This window comes from Micromonospora sp. NPDC048871 (genome assembly GCF_043198155.1).
Taxonomy (GTDB): domain Bacteria; phylum Actinomycetota; class Actinomycetes; order Mycobacteriales; family Micromonosporaceae; genus Micromonospora.
The window spans coordinates 283414-301908 of sequence record NZ_JBICUM010000003.1 but is presented as its reverse complement, the minus strand read 5'-3'; the positions used below and the strand labels follow the sequence as shown (position 1 = coordinate 301908).

Genomic DNA, 18495 nt, shown 5'->3' with positions numbered 1-18495 from the left:
CATGAAAGGTGCATATGGGCGACACAAAGTGCAAGATCGCGGGAGGGGTCGCGGGGGCGGGGCAGAGGGCGGGTGGGTGAGGCGTGGTGGGGGGTGGGGGGAGTGGGGTAGATTAACGATCGTTCAGGTCGGCTGGGGGTGGGGAGCCGTGGTGACGGTAGACGGTGGCGCGCTGGAGCAACTCGGTAAGCGGGTTCGGGCCGGCGGTGCGGAGAAGTACCACGCGGCGAACGCGGCCAAGGGCAAGCTGTTCGCCCGGGAGCGGGTGGCGCTGCTGGTCGATGAGGGATCCTTCGTCGAGGATGGACTCTTCGCCAACGCCCTAGCCGAGGGCCTGCCCGCCGACGGGGTGGTGACCGGCACGGCCACCATCGACGGGCGTCAGGTCTGCCTGATGGCCAACGATTCCACCGTCAAGGCCGGCAGCTGGGGCGCGCGTACCGTCGAGAAGATCATTCGGATCATCGAGCGGGCGTACGACACCGGGGTCCCGATGGTCTACCTGGTCGACTCGGCCGGGGCCCGGATCACCGACCAGGTGGAGCTGTTCCCGGGGCGCCGGGGTGCCGGCAAGATCTTCTGGAATCAGGTACGCGCCTCCGGCTCGATTCCCCAGGTCTGCGCACTGTTCGGGCCTAGCGCGGCCGGCGGCGCTTACATCCCGGCGTTCTGCGACGTGGTGGCCATGGTGGACGGCAACGCCAGCATGTACCTCGGCTCCGACCGGATGGTCGAGATGGTCACCGGGGAGAAGACCACCCTGGAGGCGATGGGCGGTGCCAAGGTGCACTGCGCCGAGTCGGGGGTCGGGCACTTCCTCTGCAAGACCGAGGCCGAGGCCCTCGACGTGGTCAAGCGCTACCTGTCGTACCTGCCGGCCAACTGGACCCAGCAGCCGCCGACGGCGGAGCCGGTCGAGGCCCCCGCCAAGGCGGACCTGGCCGCGCTGGTGCCGGCCAGCGAGCGGCAGGCCTTCGACATGCGGCGGTACGTCAAGGGGCTGCTCGACGAGGGTTCCTTCTTCGAGATCCAGGCCCTCTGGGCCAAGGAGTTGACCATCGGGTTCGGCCGGCTGAACGGCGAGGTCGTCGGCGTGATCGGCAACAACTCGATGTTCAAGGGCGGGGTGCTCTTCGTCGACTCGGCCGACAAGGCCAGCCGGTTCGTGCAGCTCTGCGACGCCTTCAACGTGCCGCTGCTGTTCCTGTCCGACGTGCCCGGATTCATGGTCGGCAGCGCGGTGGAGAAGCAGGGCATCATCCGGCACGGTGCAAAGATGATCACCGCGATCTCCGAGGCGACCGTACCCAAGATCTGTGTGGTGGTCCGCAAGGCGTACGGCGCTGGTCTTTATGCCATGGCCGGGCCGGGCTTCGAGCCGGACGCCACCATCGCCCTGCCCACCGCGAAGATCGCGGTGATGGGCGCGGAGGCCGCGGTCAACGCGGTGTATGCGAACAAGATCGCCGCGATCGAGGACGAGGCCGAGCGGGCTGCCTTCGTCGCCGCCAAGCGCGCCGAGTACGAGCAGGACATCGACATCGTCCGGTTGGCCAGTGAACTGGTCATCGACACGATCGTCGAGCCGCACGAGTTGCGCGCCGAACTGGTCCGCCGCTTCACCGCCGCCCGGAGCAAGGATCGGCACTTCTCCCGGCGTCGGCACGGCGTAACCCCCGTCTGAACCGGCGTACCCGCAGCAGTCATCACCGGCACCGTCGGCGGCGCCACAAGCGTCCGACGGCCGTCCACACAGGAGGAACCCGATGGACTTCCGGCTCTCCGAGGAGCACCAGGCCCTGCGCGACAGCGTGCGGGACTTCGCCCGCGAGGTGGTCGCGCCGGTCATCGCCGAGCACTACGAGCAGCACACCTTCCCGTACGAGATCATCCGGCAGATGGGCAAGATGGGCCTGTTCGGCCTGCCCTTCAGCGAGGAGTACGGCGGGATGGGCGGCGACTACTTCGCCCTCTGCCTGGCGTTGGAGGAGTTGGCCCGGGTCGACTCCAGCGTGGCGATCACCCTGGAGGCGGCGGTCTCCCTGGGCGCGATGCCGATCTACCGGTTCGGCACCGAGGAGCAGAAGGCCCGCTGGCTGCCGAAGCTGCTCAGCGGCGAGGCGCTGGCCGGGTTCGGGCTGACCGAGCCGGGCACCGGCTCGGACGCCGGGGGCACGGAGACCCGGGCCGTGCTGGAGGGCGACGAGTGGGTGATCAACGGTTCGAAGGCCTTCATCACCAACTCGGGCACGGACATCACCTCCATGGTCACCGTCACCGCGGTCACCGGCACCCGACCGGACGGCGCCAAGGAACTGTCCACCATCATCGTGCCGAGCGGCACCCCGGGCTTCACGGTCGCCCCCGGCTACTCCAAGGTCGGCTGGACCGCCTCGGACACCCACGAGTTGACCTTCGACGACTGCCGGGTGCCGGCGGAGAACCTGCTCGGCGAGCGGGGCCGGGGCTTCGCCCAGTTCCTGCGCATCCTCGACGAGGGTCGGATCGCCATCGCCGCCCTGGCCGTGGGGCTGGCCCAGGGCTGCGTCGACGAGTCGATCAAGTACGCCCGCGAGCGGCACGCCTTCGGCCAGCCGATCGGCAACTACCAGGCGATCCAGTTCAAGGTCGCCGACATGGAGATGAAGGCGCACACCGCCCGGCTGGCGTACTACGACGCGGCGGCCCGGATGCTGGCCGGCGAGCCGTTCAAGCGGCAGGCGGCGATCGCCAAGCTGCACGCCAGCACGATCGCGGTGGACAACGCCCGGGAGGCCACCCAGATCCACGGCGGGTACGGCTTCATGAACGAGTACCCGGTGGCCCGGTTCTGGCGGGACTCCAAGATCCTGGAGATCGGCGAGGGCACCTCCGAGGTGCAGCGCATGATCATCGCGCGGGACCTGGGGATGTGAGCCGAGCCGGGCAGCCGGGGCCAGGGCTCGACGGGCCACCTGTCCTGGCGCCGGCCCTGCGCGGCTGACCCCGGCTCATCCTGTCGGCTTTCCGCATCGACCGGTCGGGTGGCTGACGCTCGTGTGTCGGCTGTCGGTCCTGGCCCGTAATGTCCGTGGCCATGACGCTGGGTCATGATCCCTTCTCGGCCTCGGTCGAGCCGTCCGACCTCGCGCAGCTGCTGCGCGGCCACCGTCGAGCCGCCGGCCTGACCCAGGCCGAACTCGCGGCCCGGGCCGGTGTCGGCGTACGGACGGTCCGGGACCTGGAACGGGGACGCTCCCTGCGTCCGCAACGGACCACGATCGAGCTGCTGGCCGGTGCTCTGGGACTGACCGGTGCCGCCCGTACGACCTTCGTGGCAGCCGCTCGGGGAGCCGGTGACGACCCGGTCGGCTCCGGTACCCCGACACCCATCCCGCCACCACCCGAGCTGATCGGGCGGGAGGGTGACCTGGCCGAGCTGGTGGCCCTGCTGACCGGGCCGCACGGCCCCCAGGTGATCAGCCTGGTGGGCCTGGCCGGGGTCGGGAAGACCGCGCTGGCCCTGGCCGTCGGTCATGCCGTACACCCTGGGGAGGCCCGGGGGGTGCAAATCGGCGTCGGATCGGATGTCGCCGAGGTGCTCGCGGCCGTGCTGGAGGTCTTCGGGGCTGCCCGGGTCGCGGACCTGGCCGCCCGGATCGGCGATCGTCCGGGGTTGCTGTTGGTGGACGCGGCCGAACGGGCCCCCGAGGCGGTGGCCCGGACGGTGCCCCGCCTCGCCGAGGCGGCGCCCTCCCTGCGGGTACTGATCACCAGTCGGCATCCGCTGGGGCTGCCGGAGGAATGGGTCCGACCGGTCCCGCCCCTGGAGGTGCCGGCGCCGGAGGTCATCGATCCGGCGACCCTGGCGGCCTGTCCGGCGGTGGCCCTGTTCACCGCCCGGCTGGCGCAGGTCCGCCGGGAACCACCGGCCACCGAGGAGCTGCCTGCCCTGGCCACCCTGGTACGACGAACCGGCGGGCTGCCACTGGCCATCGAGCTGATGGCGGCACGCGGTCGACTGCTCAGCCTGACCGAACTGCTGGACCGGTACGGCGACCGGGTGCTGGATCTGGACCTGGCTGTCCGCAGCGGCTGGCAGGGTGGGCAGATGCGGCGGGACGAGCCCCGCGTACCGGTGCAGGAGACGCTGCGCGACGCGGTGGCGGCCAGCTACCGACTGCTGGACGACGAGGAACGTGCGGCGCTGCGGCGGTTCGCCGCGTTCGGCAACCGGTGGTCGCTGGAACTGGCCGAGGAGATGCTAGCCGGCACCGCCATCACCGCCGACCCCGTACGGTTGCTCGACCGGTTCCTGGAACTGGGGCTGCTGAACCTGCGCGGGGATGCACCGCTGCGCTTCCGGTTGCTCGACGCGGTCCGGGACTACGCGCTGGAGCGCGCCTCCGGCGCCGGTGAGTCGACCGTCATCCGTCGTCGGCACGCCCGGGTGATCGCGCGATTCGTGGAGCGCACCGTGGCGGGACTGGTCGACACCGAGGCCTGTCTACTCGACGAGGTCCGCGGGGACATCGATGCCGCGCTGGCGTACGCCGCAGTCGACGATCCCGGCACCGCCCTGCGTCTGGCGGTTGGCCTGCCGCCCTGGTGGCGGCGCCGCGGGCAGGAAGCCGTGGGGCGGGAGTGGCTGTCCCGGCTGCTGACCGATCCGGGTACCGCTGATGTCGATCCGCAACTGCGCGCCCGGGCGGCGCTGGAGGTGGCGGCGCTGGCCGGTGCGGGTGAGGCTGCTGGGGAGGAGTCGCCGAAGGGCCGGGATCGGTCGCGGCGACGGGGGGTGGTGGCGCGGACGAGAAAGCCCCCTGTTGTCACCCCTCGCTCATCGTCCGCGCCGGCACCCCCCTGCACGCCCCCGCGGACCCGAGACTAGCGAGACGGGGACAGGTCATCTGTCGGATTTGATGGTCTATCCCCGTTTGATCGATGGATTCTGCCGCCTTTTCTGCCGCTGCTGTCACCCTCGGCTGGTCGGCCGAACACCGGTAGTTCACAGCGGGGGTTGATCAGTAGCCACGGTCACGCGATGATCAACCTTCGGTGGGGCTGGTGTCCTCCGTACGGACGGACTCGTCGCTGCCGGCGGTCGCGCAGGGATGCACCGCATCCCGCACCCGGCGCAGGCCGTCGAGCAGTGCGCTCAGGGCTGCGGGATCCAGTTGGCCGGTGAACCAGTCCTCGATGAGTTGGAGGTGGCCGGGCAGGCATTCATCGAGTCGACGCAGGCCGGCGGGGGTCACCACGGCGAAGGAGCTACGTCGGTCGGAGGGGCAGGCCTGCCGGACGATCAGGCCGTCGCGCTCCATCCGGTCGACCACCCGGGTCACCCCGCTGGTGGACAGCGAGGTCTGGGCGGCGAGGTCGGTCATTCTCAGTTGGTTGTCGGGCGAGCGGGTCAGTCGGGTGAGCACCTCGAACTCGACCGAGGAAAGCCCGTGTTCTTCCAGCTGCGCGGCGAATCGTGCCGACAGCCCGGCGTACACCTCGAAGAGGAGGCCGACAGCGGTGATGCGTGAGTCGTTGAACACGTTCGGGTTCACCAGGCCATCCTATCAGTACTTGACACACGGAATATTGTTGAGAGTATAGTTGCTGAGTCAGTCGTTGACTTGCCGAACATTATCCCTGGAGGAAGTTCCCATGACCAGCACCGAGTCGGTTACCCGCGAATGGAACGGCCTGACCATCCCGGCGGCCGGCACCTACCTCCTGGACGCCGCGCACAAGCGGGTCGGCTTCCTGGCCCGGCACATGATGGTCTCCAAGGTGCGGGGTGAGTTCACCGAGGCCACCGCGACCATCACGATCGCCGAGGAGCCGTTGGAGTCGACCGTCAGCGCGACCATCCAGGCGGCCAGCATTACCACCGCCCAGGCCGACCGGGACGCACACCTGCGCAGCCCGGAGTTCCTCGACGTCGAGAAGTTCGCCACCCTGGAGTACCGCAGCACCGGGGTGAAGTCCCACAGCGGCAACGAGTTCGTCCTCGCCGGTGAGCTCACCATCAAGGACGTGACCCGCCCGGTCGACCTCAAGGTCGAGTTCGAGGGTGTCGGTCGCAGCCCCTTCGGCCAGGACATCTTCGGCTTCTCGGCGAGCGCCGAGATCGACCGTGAGGAGTTCGGCCTGACCTGGAACGTCGCCCTGGAGTCCGGTGGCGTCCTGGTCGGCAAGAAGATCAAGATTGAGATCGAGGGCGAGGGCGTCCGCCAGGCCTGATCCTGACACCCGCCGACAGGCCCGCGCTGAAGCTCGCGCGGGCCTTTCGGCGTTGTCCACCACGTCGCGCTGCCACCGGTGGCACGTGTCGGCGAAATGTCGGGAAAACCACGCCGGATGCCCGGACAACCATGCGGGACGCTGTGGCAACCACGGGGGCCGATGCTTAATGTCACAGATTGTTCGTCAGTTGGACCGTTGGCCACGACAGCCCGGCTGGGTAGGAAGTCTTCTAGCGCGTCCGATCGGGCCCGTCGCTGGTCAGAGCGGCGTTGCTGGGCGGTGGACTGCGGCAGGGAACCGATGTTCGGGGCAGCCAGGTTCGGCGCGTCAGCGAGTATGGTTCACACTGCGCTGCGGAACGGCACCGGTTCCGTCGCGTCGCGCCCCGGGAGGAACACATGGGCAGGGATGTCGACCGAGCCACATTCTCCCGTGAGGATCGGGTCCTCTACCGGCAGAAGGTCCGCCGCTGCCTGGATGTCTTCGCCCTGATGCTCGACGACTTCGGCTTCGACGCCGACCGGCCGATGACCGGGCTGGAGATCGAGCTGAACCTGGTCGATCAGGCGGCTGAACCCGCCATGCGCAACGAGGAGATCCTCGCCGCCATCGCCGATCCGCTGTTCCAGACCGAGCTGGGACAGTTCAACCTGGAGCTGAACGCGAGTCCGAGACTGATCTCCGGTGACGGCTTCGCCGACTACGAGCGGGGCCTGCTGGGCAGCCTCAACCGGGCGGGTGAGCGGGCGGCCCGCTCGGACACCCGGATCGTCCTGGTCGGCATCCTGCCCACCCTGACCGAGTGTCATCTGGTCGCCGACAATCTGTCCACGAACGAGCGTTACCGGGTGCTCAACGACCAGATCGTCGGTGCCCGGGGCGAGGACATCGAACTGGACATCCGCGGGGTGGAGCGGCTGCGTACCCACACCGACTCCATCGCCCCCGAAGCGGCCTGCACCAGCCTCCAGTTCCACCTCCAGGTGGCGCCGGACAGCTTCGCCGACTACTGGAACGCCTCCCAGGCGATCGCCGGAGCGCAGGTGGCGGTGGGGGCCAACTCCCCCTTCCTGTACGGCCGGCAACTATGGGCGGAGACCCGGATCGCCCTGTTCGAACAGGCCACCGACACCCGCCCGGATGAGTTGAAGGCGCAAGGGGTGCGACCCCGGGTGTGGTTCGGGGAACGCTGGATCACCTCGATCTTCGACCTCTTCGAGGAGAACGTCCGCTACTTCCCGCCGCTGCTGCCCATCTGCGAGAGCGAGGACCCGGTCGAGGTCCTGCACGCCGGCGGGGTGCCCGAACTCGCCGAGCTGAGGCTGCACAACGGCACGGTCTACCGCTGGAACCGCCCGGTGTACGACATCATGAACGGGCGCCCACATCTGCGGGTCGAGAACCGGGTGCTGCCGGCCGGGCCCACCGTGGTCGACATGCTGGCCAACGCCGCCTTCTACTTCGGGCTGGTCCGGGGCCTGGCCGAGGCAGACCGTCCGATCTGGAGCCAGCTGACCTTCAGCTCCGCCGAGGAGAACTTCCACGCCGCCGCCCGACGGGGCATGGACGCCGTAGTGCACTGGCCCCGCCTCGGTGAGGTGCCGGTGACCAAGCTGGTCCTCGACGTGTTGTTGCCCATCGCCTTCGACGGGCTGGACGGCTTCGGGGTGGCCCCGGCCGAACGCGACCGGCTGCTCGGCATCATCGAGCAGCGCTGTCGTACCGGCCGTAACGGTGCGGACTGGCAGACCTCGACCGTGTGGGCCGCCCAGCGGCAACGGGGCATGGACCGGCGGGCCGCCCTGCACCACATGCTTCAGCGGTACGCCGAGTTGCAGGGCAGCAACGAACCGGTGCACACCTGGCCGATCGACTGACCTCAGCGGGCTCGCCGCGAGGGCCGGGCAGGTCCCCTCCGGGTCTGCGGCCCCTCCGGTGACCCCTCGGCCCCGGGAGCCACATCCGACCCCTCCCGGACCCCGCCGGAGGTGATCTCCGCAGGCTCCGCCCCGGCCTGCTTATCCGACCTGGTGGGCTTGGCGCCGGCCACCCCGGCACCGTCCCCGGCTGCATTGGGGCGGTCGCCGGTCGGCTCGCCGGGGCTGTTGTTCTCGGTCGGCTCGCCGGTGACCCCGGAGGCGATGTCGTCGTCCCCGGAGCGCTGCCGAGGCAGCGGCGGGGTGGAGGGCTGATCGGCGACCGGCTGGTCCGACCGGCGTCGGGCGGCCCGCTGGGCGAGCGCGGCGACCAGGACGGATCCGCCGACTCCGACTATCGCCGCGTACGGGGCGATGAGGTGGGCGGACACCTGCTCGGGGCTGATCGCCGTCAACCTCGGTACGGCGAGGAAGTAGGCGATCGCCACCAGCAGAGGGCCGGCCGCACCGGAGGCGGTGGGGCCGACCCGCCGATCGGAGTCGCGTACCCCTCGCCAGGCGGCCAGGGCACCGATCGCCAGTGCCGAACCGAGCGAGAGGAGGGCTCCGGGCCAGTAGAAGTAGTCCCGGATCCAGAACTGGTCGCTGTCGGAGCTGAGCTGCCAGATGCCCAACTGTGCGGTGGTCAGACCCCGACCGGCCAGCACCGAGTCGACCACGGCGACGACCGCGAGCAGCCACAACCAGCCGGCGGTGGCGATCACATTGGTGGCTGCCGCCCGACAGCGCAGCGACCAGAGGGCCACCAAGGCACCCACCAGTACGCCGACTGCGGCGTACCCGGCGGCCATGTCCCGGGGCGCGGGGGTGTCCGGTACCACCGCGACCCGGGCGGGTACCGCGACCAGCAGCACGGTGATCAGTGCGCCCAGAGCGGCGGCCCCGGCCAACGCGATTGACCACCCGCCGTCACCGGGGCGTCGGCCGGTCTGCGAGGGTCGATCCGGGTCGCCTGTCGAGGTCGGGTCGGCCGGGCTGGGGTGCCGGTCGCGGAGCCGTTGGGCGCAGACCGCACCGAAGATGGTCGAGTTGGCGGCGATCCAGGTGGCCCAGATCAGACTGGCCACCCAGGCCGCCGTGCCGGCCGTCGGATCAGCCGGTGCCCAGTTCAGAATGCCCAGGCCGTACGCGAAACCCAGTTGGGCGGCACCGGCGCCGGCGGCTACGCCGGCTGCGGTGGCTATCGATCCTCCCCAGCCCTGTCTGGCCATGCCGGGCAGCGTAACCTCCTGTGCTCGGTGCGGCGAGTCGTGCGCCGTACCGGAGGGTGATGGTGACCGAGGGTGTCTGGCGTCGGTGATCACAGACGCCGATGATTGGGCGGTGGGGGCGATTCCCGGGTGTCGAGTACCGACCCGGAGGCCGGCAGCCTGGTGAAACGCGGTGTCGTAGTCGTGATCAATGTGATCGGGTCGCCACCGCCGACCGAGGTGCCGAACGTGCTGGGGACGGACTGCCGGGCGGCGGCGGCCGACCTCCTGCGCTACGGATTCGTCCCCCGCCATCCGGCCGGGCTGGACGGCGCGGTCACCGCCCAGGAACCTGCCGGTGGCACCCTCGGCCGGTGGGACGACGAGGTGCGCCTCGTCTGCGGGACCCCGGGGGACAGCCCGGATTCGCAGTGACCGGACGCCCGACACGCTGATGCCGGCCGATGGCCCGAGGAGGCGCTAGGTTGACCAGGGTGGGGATGTCGAGATGAGCGAGCGGGGCGAGGAACAGCCGGACGACCGGACACGTCCGTTGCCTTCGTCCGCCGCAGATCCCGACCACACCCGCCCCTTGCCTCCGGCTGCCGCAGATTCCGACTCCGCCGCAGATTCCGACCAGACCGCCATCCTGGGCGGCACCTCTGGACCCCCGGCGGCGGACCCGACCGTACCGGTGCCTCCGGTGCGACGGGCGGAGCCATGGTCGGGACGGGCCGAGGTGCCGCCGGCGGGTTCCGGTCAGGAGCGCGACCTGGCCGCCGGCGAGTGGTACGGCGACGACCCGGCCGGGCGGCGCTGGTGGCTGCCGATCGTCTGGGGCATCGCCCTGCTGCTGCTCCTGGCGCTGCTCGGGACAGGGCTGTGGCTGGCCCGTCAGGCGGTCGACGAGGGAGACTCCGGCCCGCCCTCGCCGCAGCCGACCACCTCGGCGGCACCCACGAGCGACTCGCCGTCACCCACCCGCTCGCCCTCGGCCACGCCGACGACCAGTGCGGCGCCGACCACCCTGCCGCTGCCCCCACTTGTCGGCCTCACCGAGGAGGCCGCCCGGGCCCTGCTGGACCGGCTGGATCTCGAACCCCAGGTGGAGTACCGCCCGTCGAACCAACCGGCGGGGACGGTGATCGCCACCGACCCGGGGGCGGGGGATCCCGTCGAGTCGGGCGACGTGGTCAGGTTGGTGGTCGCCAGGGCCGATCCGAGCCCGTCGACACCGGCCCCGGAGCCGCCGAGCACCGAGCCGACCACTGCACCGACGACCACTGATCCGACGGCCACGGCCAGCCCCACCAGGTGACCGTCGGAGGGCTCACCACTGGCGGCGTCTGGTACCCACCAGCCCCAGCCCGGCCAGGGAGATGGCCAGCCCGAACACCCCCGACCAGAACAGCGACCGACTGAGTTCGTCCGCGCTGTGCTCGCCGACGGTGTGACCGGTCCTGCCCGCCCGGTGGGGGGCGGAGGATTCGGGGCCGCCGGGCAGGTTGGCCGAGCCCTCGGGCGGCACGGCGAAGTCCTCGTCGGTGAACTCCTCCCAGGTGGGTGGGAAGTCCTCCGTCGGGGTGGCTTCCACCACCGTGATCTCGGGGGCGGGCACCGGTTCGGCCAGCCGGGTCGACGACAGGGCGGGATCCCGGATCAGCACCGCCAGGGTGGCGGCGGCACCCAGCAGTGCCAGGATTCCGAAGGCGTAGGCGATACGGGACCGATGGGGCCGCCGCGCGGACAGATTGACCATGGCCATCCCAGGTTCAGGGTCCTGGAGGCGCGGTGGAGAGGTGCCGGGGTGGGCACACCGATTCTATGGTGCCGGTGTGCCCCTCGGCGGCTGTTCCGAAGGCTCAGCCCGTCGTGGCTCGGCTGCTCAGGCCGTACGGATCGGGGTCCGGCTCACGGGCCGGCGGAGCGAGCGGACGGTGTGCGGCTGCGGCTGCGGCGCGGCCTGAAGCAGTCGCAGCCCATCCCGTTTGACGAAGATGGACCGGCGGTTGACCGCGTCTCCCACCGCGTTCAACTCGTAGCCTTCCAGCCAGAGCCAGCCGTCGTAGGTGGGCCGGTCCAGCACCCGGATCACCCGGAAGTGAATGGGCTTGGCGAACTGGACACTGGCCGCGCTGTTCACGTGCAGTACGTCACCGGAGCGGGGAAGCACATGGGCTCCTGAAGGTCGGCCGGCGGGGAAGGCCGGCAAGGCTGTGTGGGGGGCAGTGCGGACTTCCGGCGAGGAGGTCGTGTCTCTACACCGGTGCGGGACGATGACGGGTCGAGCGGTGCTGGTGGCCACCGGCCCGTCATGTCTCGGCTGTCACGGAAAGCGGCTGACGCTACCGCCTCCGATTGCACCGCGGTGATCACAGGGGGAGACTGGATCGAAACGGTGCGTAGCCTGGGTCATACGGACAGAGTGCATCAGCGTCGTGCTTCATGCAAGTTGCATGTCGACTTTTGCCGATACATGAGCGGCTCGCGCGAAACGACGCTTGAACGTTCCACCACCCAAACGGCACACTGGGACCGGTTTCGCCCGTCGCGGCCGGTCGAGGACCGGCTTCATCCCCCTTTGCCGCGAACGTCCGCCGCCCCATGGATCGCGCCCCAGGCGGCGGCACGCAGCGGCGCGTCGAGGCGGAAGGTGACACCGTGAGTGAGCGGCGTAGTCCGACCATCCGGCGACGCCGACTCGGCGCGGAACTTCGTCGCCAGCGGGAGACGGCCGGAATCACGATCGAGGCGGTCGCCGAGCAACTGGAGTGCTCGGCGTCGAAGATCTCCCGGATCGAGACCGGCCACACGACCGCGACCCCCCGGGACGTTCGGGACATGCTCCGCATCTACGGGGTGGTCGGCGCCGAGAGCGACGAGTTGGTGCAGATCGCGCGGGAGGCGCGGCAGAAGGGATGGTGGCATCCGTACAGCACGGTTCTGGTCGGGGCGTACGTGGGCCTGGAGGCCGCGGCCAGCTCGATCCGTGCGTACGAGCAGCAGGTCGTTCCGGGCCTACTGGAGACCGAGGACTACGCCAGCGCGATGATCCGTGCGGCCCGCCCTGACTTCACCGAGGAACAGGTGCGGCAACGAGTGCGTGTCCGACTCGGTCGTCAGTCGTTGTTGACGCAGGACGATCCGGTCGATCTGTGGGTGGTGCTCGATGAGGCGGTGATGAGCCGTCCGGTGGGCGGGGACGCGGTGATGCGCGCTCAGCTCCAGCAGTTGGTGGAGGTGGCCAAGCTGCCGAACGTGACGTTGCAGGTCCTGCCCTTCGAGGTGGGAGCTCACGCCGGCATGGACGGCACCTTCACGATTCTGGGCTTCCCTGAACCCGGTGATCCGGATGTCGTGTACGCGGAGAACGCCACGGGTGGGCTCTTCCTGGAGAAGAGCGACGAACTACAGAAGTACAACTTCATCTTCGATCACATTCGAGCAGCGGCCATGCGTCCGGAGGAGTCCGTCGGGTACATCGCAAAACTGGCAGAGGAGCCGCTGTGGAAATGGCGACGCAAGGATTCCCCGTGAACCTGACGCAGGCGCACTGGTTCAAGAGCTCGAAGAGCGGGCCGAACTGTGACAACTGCGTTGAGGTGGCGTATGTGACCGGGGCGGTCGGCGTCCGGGATTCGAAGGACAAGGCCGGACCGGCCCTGGTCTTCGCCCCGGGTGACTGGCGCGCCTTCGTCGCCGGCACACGGGACGGCGTCTTCGGACGGGACTGATCCCGTAGTAGTGACTGGTCCCCGATCGGCTCGTCCGGTCGGGGACCAGTTCGTGCCGACGGTCGGCACGGCTGCCGTCGCCACTTCGTGTCCGTCTCGTTGTACCTCTCGGTACGCGCTGGTCGACATCCCCCCGAGCAGGGCGGGTATCCGAACGAGGCAGGCGAGACGATGACGAGTATCGGGTCGGACAACCTCACCAACGGGCCGGGCAAGCCGGAGCGGTTCGGTGGGAAATATCGCGGGGCTCGGCGGGACACCGTGTTGACCGAGGTGGTCTCTACGGACCCCGAACACCCTGGGCGGGAGGCCAGCCCGACGGGCGAGCCGGCGGCTTCGCCGCTCACCCTGCCGTCGCTGGACCCCAATCCGCTCACCGAGCCGTCCTTCCCGGCGGCCGGTTGGTCGACCATGGACGAGGGCTCCCTGGCGGATCATCCGCTGCTGCGCGGCCTGCTGCTGGAGTTGCCCCCCAGGGGCAGTGTGCCGCCGCCGGGCTGGCTCGACCGCTGGTTCGAGGCGACCCGGGCGATCCTGGAACTGCTATACGTGCAGGGCACGGGCCGGGCTCGGTGAGCTGACGGCCCGCTGCGGCATGGCCCGCTCGGCCAGCCGGTTGTGCCGCAGCGCGTGGCGGACCCCGATGGCCACCACGCCCAACACTCCGATGGTGACCGCCGGTCCGGTGGCACCGGGGCCGAAGAACTGACCGACGCCGCTGGCCGCGATCAGGGCGGGCAGCAGGGCCAGTCCGGTCACCTGCAACGGCAGCCCGATCATCGGATGGGCGGCGGCGGCCCGCAGCCCGTGCGGGGCCGGGGTCGTGGCGGTGGCGGCCAGTGCCCCCGCTCCGGCCCGGAGCCGACGCACCCGGCGTACGGTGCAGATCGCCACCGTCAACGCGGGCAGGGCGGCCAGGGCCAGGCCACCGGCGGCCCGGTCGGCCAGGGTGGCACCGGCGGTGGTCAGGCCGGCGATCGGCAGAGCCACCGTCAGACCGAGCCCGACCAGGGTCAATCCGAGCAGCCAGCCGGTGTGTCGGCGCAGCCCGCGCGCGTGCCGCATCCGGGGCAGCCCCTCCGCGAGGTAGCCGGCGGCCCACCAGACGACTGCGACCGGGAGCAGGAGGACCAAGTGGTTCTGCATACCGGTCAGCCTTGCCCGTTTTTCGTGTCGGCGAATCCGGGTTGGTCCCCGGTCCCTCCCGTACCCGTACCCGTAGGGGGACCATCGCTTCGTGTTATGGGTGATCCGACATGTTTATCTGGTTGAACACCTCGAACTACCCTCTTCTTGATCGGCATCCTTCGATCTAGCTGTCCCGAGCAGGTGACGAAGGCTGTCGATGAGAGGGAGGTAGTAGGAAGATGGCTCTTCCACAAAGGTCCGTTCTCGTCGGGTTGGCTGCGTTGGCCATGGTGGCGGCAGCGACGCCGGCCATGGCCGCCGAACCGGTCGGCACCATCCGAAGCGCCGGCGGCGCCACCGCCGTCAAGGACAGCTACATCGTCGTGTTCAAGGACAGCGAGGTGAGCCGTACCGCGGTCGGTTCCTCGGTGGAACGCCTGCTGCGCCGCCACGGTGGAGCCACGGCCCGCACCTACAGCACCGCCATCCGGGGCGCCGAGCTGCGGATCAGCGCCAAGGCGGCGGCCCGGATCGCCGCGGATCCGGCGGTGGCGTACGTCGAGCAGAACCACACCGTGCAACTGGCGGCCACCCAGACCAACCCCCCGTCCTGGGGCCTGGACCGCATCGACCAGCGCAACCTGCCGCTGAACAGCTCCTACACGTACCCCAATACGGCCTCGAACGTGACCTCGTACATCATCGACACCGGCATCCGGACCTCCCACTCGGACTTCGGCGGCCGGGCGACCTGGGGCACCAACGCGGTCGACTCCAACAACACCGACTGCAACGGCCACGGCACCCACGTCGCCGGTACGGTCGGCGGCACCGCGTACGGCGTCGCCAAGGCGACCCGACTGGTGGCCGTCAAGGTGCTCAACTGCTCCGGCAGCGGCACCAACGCCGGGGTCATCGCCGGGGTCGACTGGGTCACCGCGAACGCGGTCAAGCCCGCCGTGGCCAACATGAGCCTCGGTGGCGGGGCGAACACCACCCTCGACAACGCGGTGATCAACTCGATCAACTCCGGTGTCACCTTCGTGGTGGCCGCCGGTAACGGCAACAGCCTCGGGGTCCGGCAGAACGCCTGCAACTACTCCCCGGCCCGAACCGCACCGGCGATCACGGTCGGCGCCACCCAGAACAACGACGCCGCCGCCAGTTTCTCCAACTTCGGCACCTGCGTCGACATCCTGGCGCCCGGCGTGAGCATCACGGCCCCGTGGATCACCAACGACACCTCGACGAACACCATCAGCGGTACCTCGATGGCCTCGCCGCATGTCGCCGGTGCCGCCGCCCTGGTGCTCTCGGCCAACCCGTCCTGGAGCAACCAGCAGGTGCGGGACTACCTGGTCAACAACTCCACCCCGAACGTGATCAGCAACGTGGGCACCGGTACCCCCAACCAGCTGCTCTACGTGGTCAACGGCAGCACCCCGCCGCCGACCAACGACTTCTCGGTCTCGGTCTCGCCGACCTCGGGTTCGGTCGCGCCGGGCGGTTCGGCGACCGCCTCGGTGTCCACCGCCACCACCAACGGCTCGGCCCAGTCGGTAAGCCTCTCGGCCAGCGGCCTGCCGTCCGGGGCGACCGCCTCGTTCAGCCCGGCCACGGTCACCTCGGGCGGGTCCTCGACCCTGACCATCAGCACCTCGGCCAGCACCCCGGCCGGCACCTACCCGGTGACCATCACCGGTAGCGCGGCCTCCGGCACCAAGACCGCCACCTACACCCTGACGGTGACCGGCAGCGGTAGCGGCAGCTGCTCCGGCACCAACGGCACGGACGTGTCGATCCCGGACGCCGGGTCGGCGGTCACCAGCTCGATCACCATCGCCGGCTGCAACCGCAACGCCTCGTCCAGCTCCACCGTCGCGGTGAACATCGTGCACACCTACCGTGGTGACCTGGTCATCGACCTGCTCGCCCCGGACGGTTCGTCCTACCGGCTGAAGAACAGCAGCGGTTCCGACAGCACGGACAACGTGAACACCACCTACACGGTGAACCTGTCCAGCGAGGCGGCGAACGGCACCTGGCGCCTTCAGGTGCGCGACGTCTACCGCGCTGACACCGGCTACCTCAACACCTGGACCCTGAACCTCTGACCCTCGTACGACATCGGGCCCTCGACCACTTGGTCGGGGGCCCGATCGTCGACACTTGCGGGAGTGCGGTCAGACCGCGAAACCGGTCGGTCGTTCGGTCGCCGGCGCGGGCGGCCGGGCCTTCCACAGGCCGACCTTCTGCGCGAACAACCGGCTCAGGTAGGCCGGGTTGAGGATCACATACCGCCGCCACAGCCGCTTCGGCTCCAGGCCGAGCCGCCAGAACCACTCCAGCCCGGCCCGCTGCATCCACGGCGGGGGCTGACGCAGCAGCCCGGCGTGGTAGTCGAAGGCGGCGCCGACGGCCATCAGGGGCATGTCCAGCAGCGGGCGCATCGCGTACGTGAAGACCTCCTGGCGGGGGCAGCCCAGGCCGACCAGGACCAGCCGGGCCCCGCTGGCCTTGATCCGGTCGGCGATCTCCACGTCCTCCCCCGGCTGCACGGCACGGAACTTGGAGGGCTCCACCCCGGCGATCTTGAGGGCCGGGAACATCCGCTCCAGTTCGGGAATCAGCCGGGCCAGGGTCTCCTCGGTCGAGCCGTACAGGTAGACCGGCAGGCCCTCGTCGGCGCAGCGGGACAGCACATGCAGGGTCAGTTGGGGCCCGTAGACCCGATCGGTCAGGCCCGCCCCGTGCAGCAGATTCAGCGCCCAGCGCACCGGCTGGCCGTCCGGGGTAACCAGGTCGAAGGAGTTCAACCGGGCGTTGTGCGCCGGGTCCAGCACCCCGGTCATCACCCCGTGCACGGCGAGCGCGGTCAGCGCCAGCGGGCGGCGCTCCTGGGCGGCGGCCACGACCTGCTCGGTCGCGGTCGCGTAGTCGGTGGCGTCGACCAGGACGCCGAGCACGTTGCGCTTGCTCACGACCGGACCTCGCCGTTGCTGGTCGGGACCCACTTGCCCACGTTGGCCTCGTAGATCTCTCGCATGATCATGGGTACGTCGTAGACCTGCTTCCAGTCCGGGTAGTCGGCCTGGAAGGCCTCGTTGGAGCCGATCCACCACTTGTGGTCGCCGATCCGGTTGGCCTCGACGTACTCGGTGATCATCTCCTGGCCGGTGATCTGCTCGGCCAGCGCGAACGCCTCCCGGTTGGAGATGTTGGAGTGTCGGCCGCCACCGAGGTTGTAGACCGCTGCCGAGCGGGGGTTGCGGAAGAAGGCCTCGAAGGCGGAGACAACGTCCGAGCTGTGGATGGCGTCCCGGACCTGCTTGCCCTGGTAGCCGAAGATCTTGTAGGTGCGGCGCTCCATGTTGGCCCGCATCACGTACCCGAGGAAACCGTGCAACTCCGTGGCGGAGTGGGCCGGCCCGGTCAGGGTGCCGCCCCGGAAGCAGGCCGTCTTCATCCCGAAGTACCGGCCGTACTCCTGCACCATCACGTCCGCCGCGACCTTGGAGGCCCCGAAGATGGAGTGCAGGCAGGCGTCGATCGACATGTCCTCCCGGATGCCCCGCTCGTACGGGTGCCCCGGCTCGATCTCCCAGCGGGTGGCCAACTCGACCAGGGGCAGGCTGTTCGGCCGGTCGCCGTAGACCTTGTTGGTCGAGCAGTGGATGAACGGCGCCTCGATGCAGTGTTCGCGGACGTTCTGGAGCACATTGAGGGTGCCCGCGGCGTTGACGTCGAAGTCGGTGAACGGATCGCGTACCGCCCAGTCGTGCGAGGGCTGGGCGGCGGTGTGGATCACCACCGCGATGTCCCGGCCGTACCGCTGGAACAGCGCACCCAGGGCGCTGCGGTCCCGGATGTCGATGCTGTGGTGCGAGTACGCCTCACCCAGCTCGTCGGTGAGCCGGCGTACGTTCCACGCGGTGGAGGCCTCCTCGCCGAAGAACTCCTGCCGCATGTCGTTGTCGATGCCGACCACGTCGAGACCCAGGCCGGCGAAGTGCCGGACCGCCTCAGAGCCGATCAACCCGCCCGAGCCGGTCACGAATGCGACACTCACGAGCCACTCCTGGTCCGTTGGAGGCAGAAACCAGCGAAGCATAGCGTGACATTCGGTATGCCCGATAAGCAGCGAGGGCCCCGCGAATTCGCGAGACCCTCGTCGACTGGTGGGGAAGGGGGGAGTTGAACCCCCACGTCCTTTCGGACACACGGACCTGAACCGTGCGCGTCTGCCATTCCGCCACTTCCCCGTGGCATGACCTCGGTCAGCGTAGT

Annotated in this window: 17 protein-coding genes, 1 tRNA gene and 1 pseudogene; 11 read left to right on the top strand and 8 right to left on the bottom strand. The window is 69.7% G+C overall.

Annotated features, from left to right (window positions below):
* Positions 1-151: 151 nt before the first annotated feature.
* The 3 genes and pseudogenes from ACGFIK_RS10350 to ACGFIK_RS10340 all read left to right on the top strand — a co-directional run.
* The gene (locus ACGFIK_RS10350; RefSeq protein WP_327023479.1) at positions 152-1684 is read left to right on the top strand and encodes an acyl-CoA carboxylase subunit beta; all 1533 of its coding nucleotides are present in this window, start codon (positions 152-154) and stop codon (positions 1682-1684) included.
* An 82-nt stretch (positions 1685-1766) separates the two neighbouring features.
* Entirely contained in the window at positions 1767-2915 is a 1149-nt protein-coding gene (locus ACGFIK_RS10345) for an acyl-CoA dehydrogenase family protein (RefSeq protein ID WP_327023478.1), read from the top strand.
* 161 nt (positions 2916-3076) lie between these two features.
* A pseudogene (locus ACGFIK_RS10340) lies at positions 3077-4756 on the top strand (ATP-binding protein); the annotation flags it as partial.
* A gap of 271 nt (positions 4757-5027) precedes the next feature.
* Here the strand turns inward: ACGFIK_RS10340 and ACGFIK_RS10335 are convergent.
* A complete protein-coding gene (locus ACGFIK_RS10335) occupies positions 5028-5537 on the bottom strand; it encodes a MarR family transcriptional regulator (protein WP_327023477.1) in 510 nt (169 codons plus the stop codon).
* A gap of 100 nt (positions 5538-5637) precedes the next feature.
* Here ACGFIK_RS10335 and ACGFIK_RS10330 point away from each other — a divergent pair, with 100 nt between their 5' ends.
* Together ACGFIK_RS10330 and ACGFIK_RS10325 are read left to right on the top strand one after the other, a co-directional pair.
* Positions 5638-6216, top strand: a complete 579-nt coding sequence (locus ACGFIK_RS10330; protein WP_327023476.1) for a YceI family protein — start codon at positions 5638-5640, stop codon at positions 6214-6216.
* A gap of 401 nt (positions 6217-6617) precedes the next feature.
* Complete coding sequence (locus ACGFIK_RS10325; protein WP_327023475.1) at positions 6618-8096, top strand: glutamate--cysteine ligase; 1479 nt, start codon at positions 6618-6620, stop codon at positions 8094-8096.
* 2 nt (positions 8097-8098) lie between these two features.
* Here ACGFIK_RS10325 and ACGFIK_RS10320 read toward each other — a convergent pair whose 3' ends face one another.
* The gene (locus tag ACGFIK_RS10320; protein ID WP_327023474.1) at positions 8099-9367 is read right to left on the bottom strand and encodes a hypothetical protein; all 1269 of its coding nucleotides are present in this window, start codon (positions 9365-9367) and stop codon (positions 8099-8101) included.
* A gap of 129 nt (positions 9368-9496) precedes the next feature.
* Here ACGFIK_RS10320 and ACGFIK_RS10315 point away from each other — a divergent pair, with 129 nt between their 5' ends.
* Both ACGFIK_RS10315 and ACGFIK_RS10310 read left to right on the top strand, forming a co-directional pair.
* A complete protein-coding gene (locus ACGFIK_RS10315) occupies positions 9497-9781 on the top strand; it encodes a PASTA domain-containing protein (protein WP_327023473.1) in 285 nt (94 codons plus the stop codon).
* A 268-nt stretch (positions 9782-10049) separates the two neighbouring features.
* Positions 10050-10664: a PASTA domain-containing protein gene (locus ACGFIK_RS10310; protein WP_327023472.1), complete on the top strand. Its 615-nt coding sequence runs from the start codon at positions 10050-10052 to the stop codon at positions 10662-10664.
* 12 nt (positions 10665-10676) lie between these two features.
* Here ACGFIK_RS10310 and ACGFIK_RS10305 read toward each other — a convergent pair whose 3' ends face one another.
* Together ACGFIK_RS10305 and ACGFIK_RS10300 are read right to left on the bottom strand one after the other, a co-directional pair.
* Entirely contained in the window at positions 10677-11105 is a 429-nt protein-coding gene (locus tag ACGFIK_RS10305; RefSeq protein WP_327023471.1) for a hypothetical protein, read from the bottom strand.
* Between the two features lie 126 nt (positions 11106-11231).
* Positions 11232-11519, bottom strand: coding sequence for a hypothetical protein (locus ACGFIK_RS10300; protein WP_327023470.1), 288 nt, complete (start codon positions 11517-11519; stop codon positions 11232-11234).
* A 488-nt stretch (positions 11520-12007) separates the two neighbouring features.
* Between ACGFIK_RS10300 and ACGFIK_RS10295 the strand changes: the two genes are divergently transcribed.
* The 3 genes from ACGFIK_RS10295 to ACGFIK_RS10285 all read left to right on the top strand — a co-directional run bounded on the left by ACGFIK_RS10295 (position 12008) and on the right by ACGFIK_RS10285 (position 13656).
* Positions 12008-12883: a helix-turn-helix transcriptional regulator gene (locus tag ACGFIK_RS10295; RefSeq protein ID WP_327023469.1), complete on the top strand. Its 876-nt coding sequence runs from the start codon at positions 12008-12010 to the stop codon at positions 12881-12883.
* Positions 12859-13080 carry a DUF397 domain-containing protein gene (locus tag ACGFIK_RS10290; RefSeq protein ID WP_327027334.1) on the top strand — a complete coding sequence of 74 codons (222 nt, stop codon included), beginning with the start codon at positions 12859-12861 and terminating at the stop codon, positions 13078-13080. The genes ACGFIK_RS10295 and ACGFIK_RS10290 overlap by 25 nt, the downstream gene beginning before the upstream one ends.
* A gap of 171 nt (positions 13081-13251) precedes the next feature.
* Positions 13252-13656 carry a hypothetical protein gene (locus ACGFIK_RS10285; RefSeq protein WP_327023468.1) on the top strand — a complete coding sequence of 135 codons (405 nt, stop codon included), beginning with the start codon at positions 13252-13254 and terminating at the stop codon, positions 13654-13656.
* On the opposite strand, the gene ACGFIK_RS10280 is transcribed toward ACGFIK_RS10285, so the two are convergent.
* On the bottom strand, positions 13624-14226 hold the full coding sequence (locus tag ACGFIK_RS10280; protein WP_327023467.1) for a hypothetical protein: 603 nt from the start codon (positions 14224-14226) through the stop codon (positions 13624-13626). The two genes, ACGFIK_RS10285 and ACGFIK_RS10280, sit on opposite strands and share 33 nt — an antisense overlap.
* Positions 14227-14447: 221 nt before the next feature.
* On the opposite strand from ACGFIK_RS10280, the gene ACGFIK_RS10275 reads away from it, so the two are divergent.
* Entirely contained in the window at positions 14448-16322 is a 1875-nt protein-coding gene (locus ACGFIK_RS10275) for a S8 family serine peptidase (protein WP_327023466.1), read from the top strand.
* 69 nt (positions 16323-16391) lie between these two features.
* Here the strand turns inward: ACGFIK_RS10275 and ACGFIK_RS10270 are convergent, their stop codons facing one another.
* From ACGFIK_RS10270 to ACGFIK_RS10260, 3 genes are all read right to left on the bottom strand, one after another.
* Complete coding sequence (locus tag ACGFIK_RS10270) at positions 16392-17189, bottom strand: WecB/TagA/CpsF family glycosyltransferase (RefSeq protein ID WP_327023465.1); 798 nt, start codon at positions 17187-17189, stop codon at positions 16392-16394.
* The gene (locus tag ACGFIK_RS10265; RefSeq protein WP_327023464.1) at positions 17186-18319 is read right to left on the bottom strand and encodes an NAD-dependent epimerase/dehydratase family protein; all 1134 of its coding nucleotides are present in this window, start codon (positions 18317-18319) and stop codon (positions 17186-17188) included. Before ACGFIK_RS10265 ends, ACGFIK_RS10270 begins: the two co-directional genes overlap by 4 nt.
* Positions 18320-18384: 65 nt before the next feature.
* Positions 18385-18470 (bottom strand) — tRNA-Leu (locus ACGFIK_RS10260).
* Between the last annotated feature and the right edge of the window lie 25 nt (positions 18471-18495).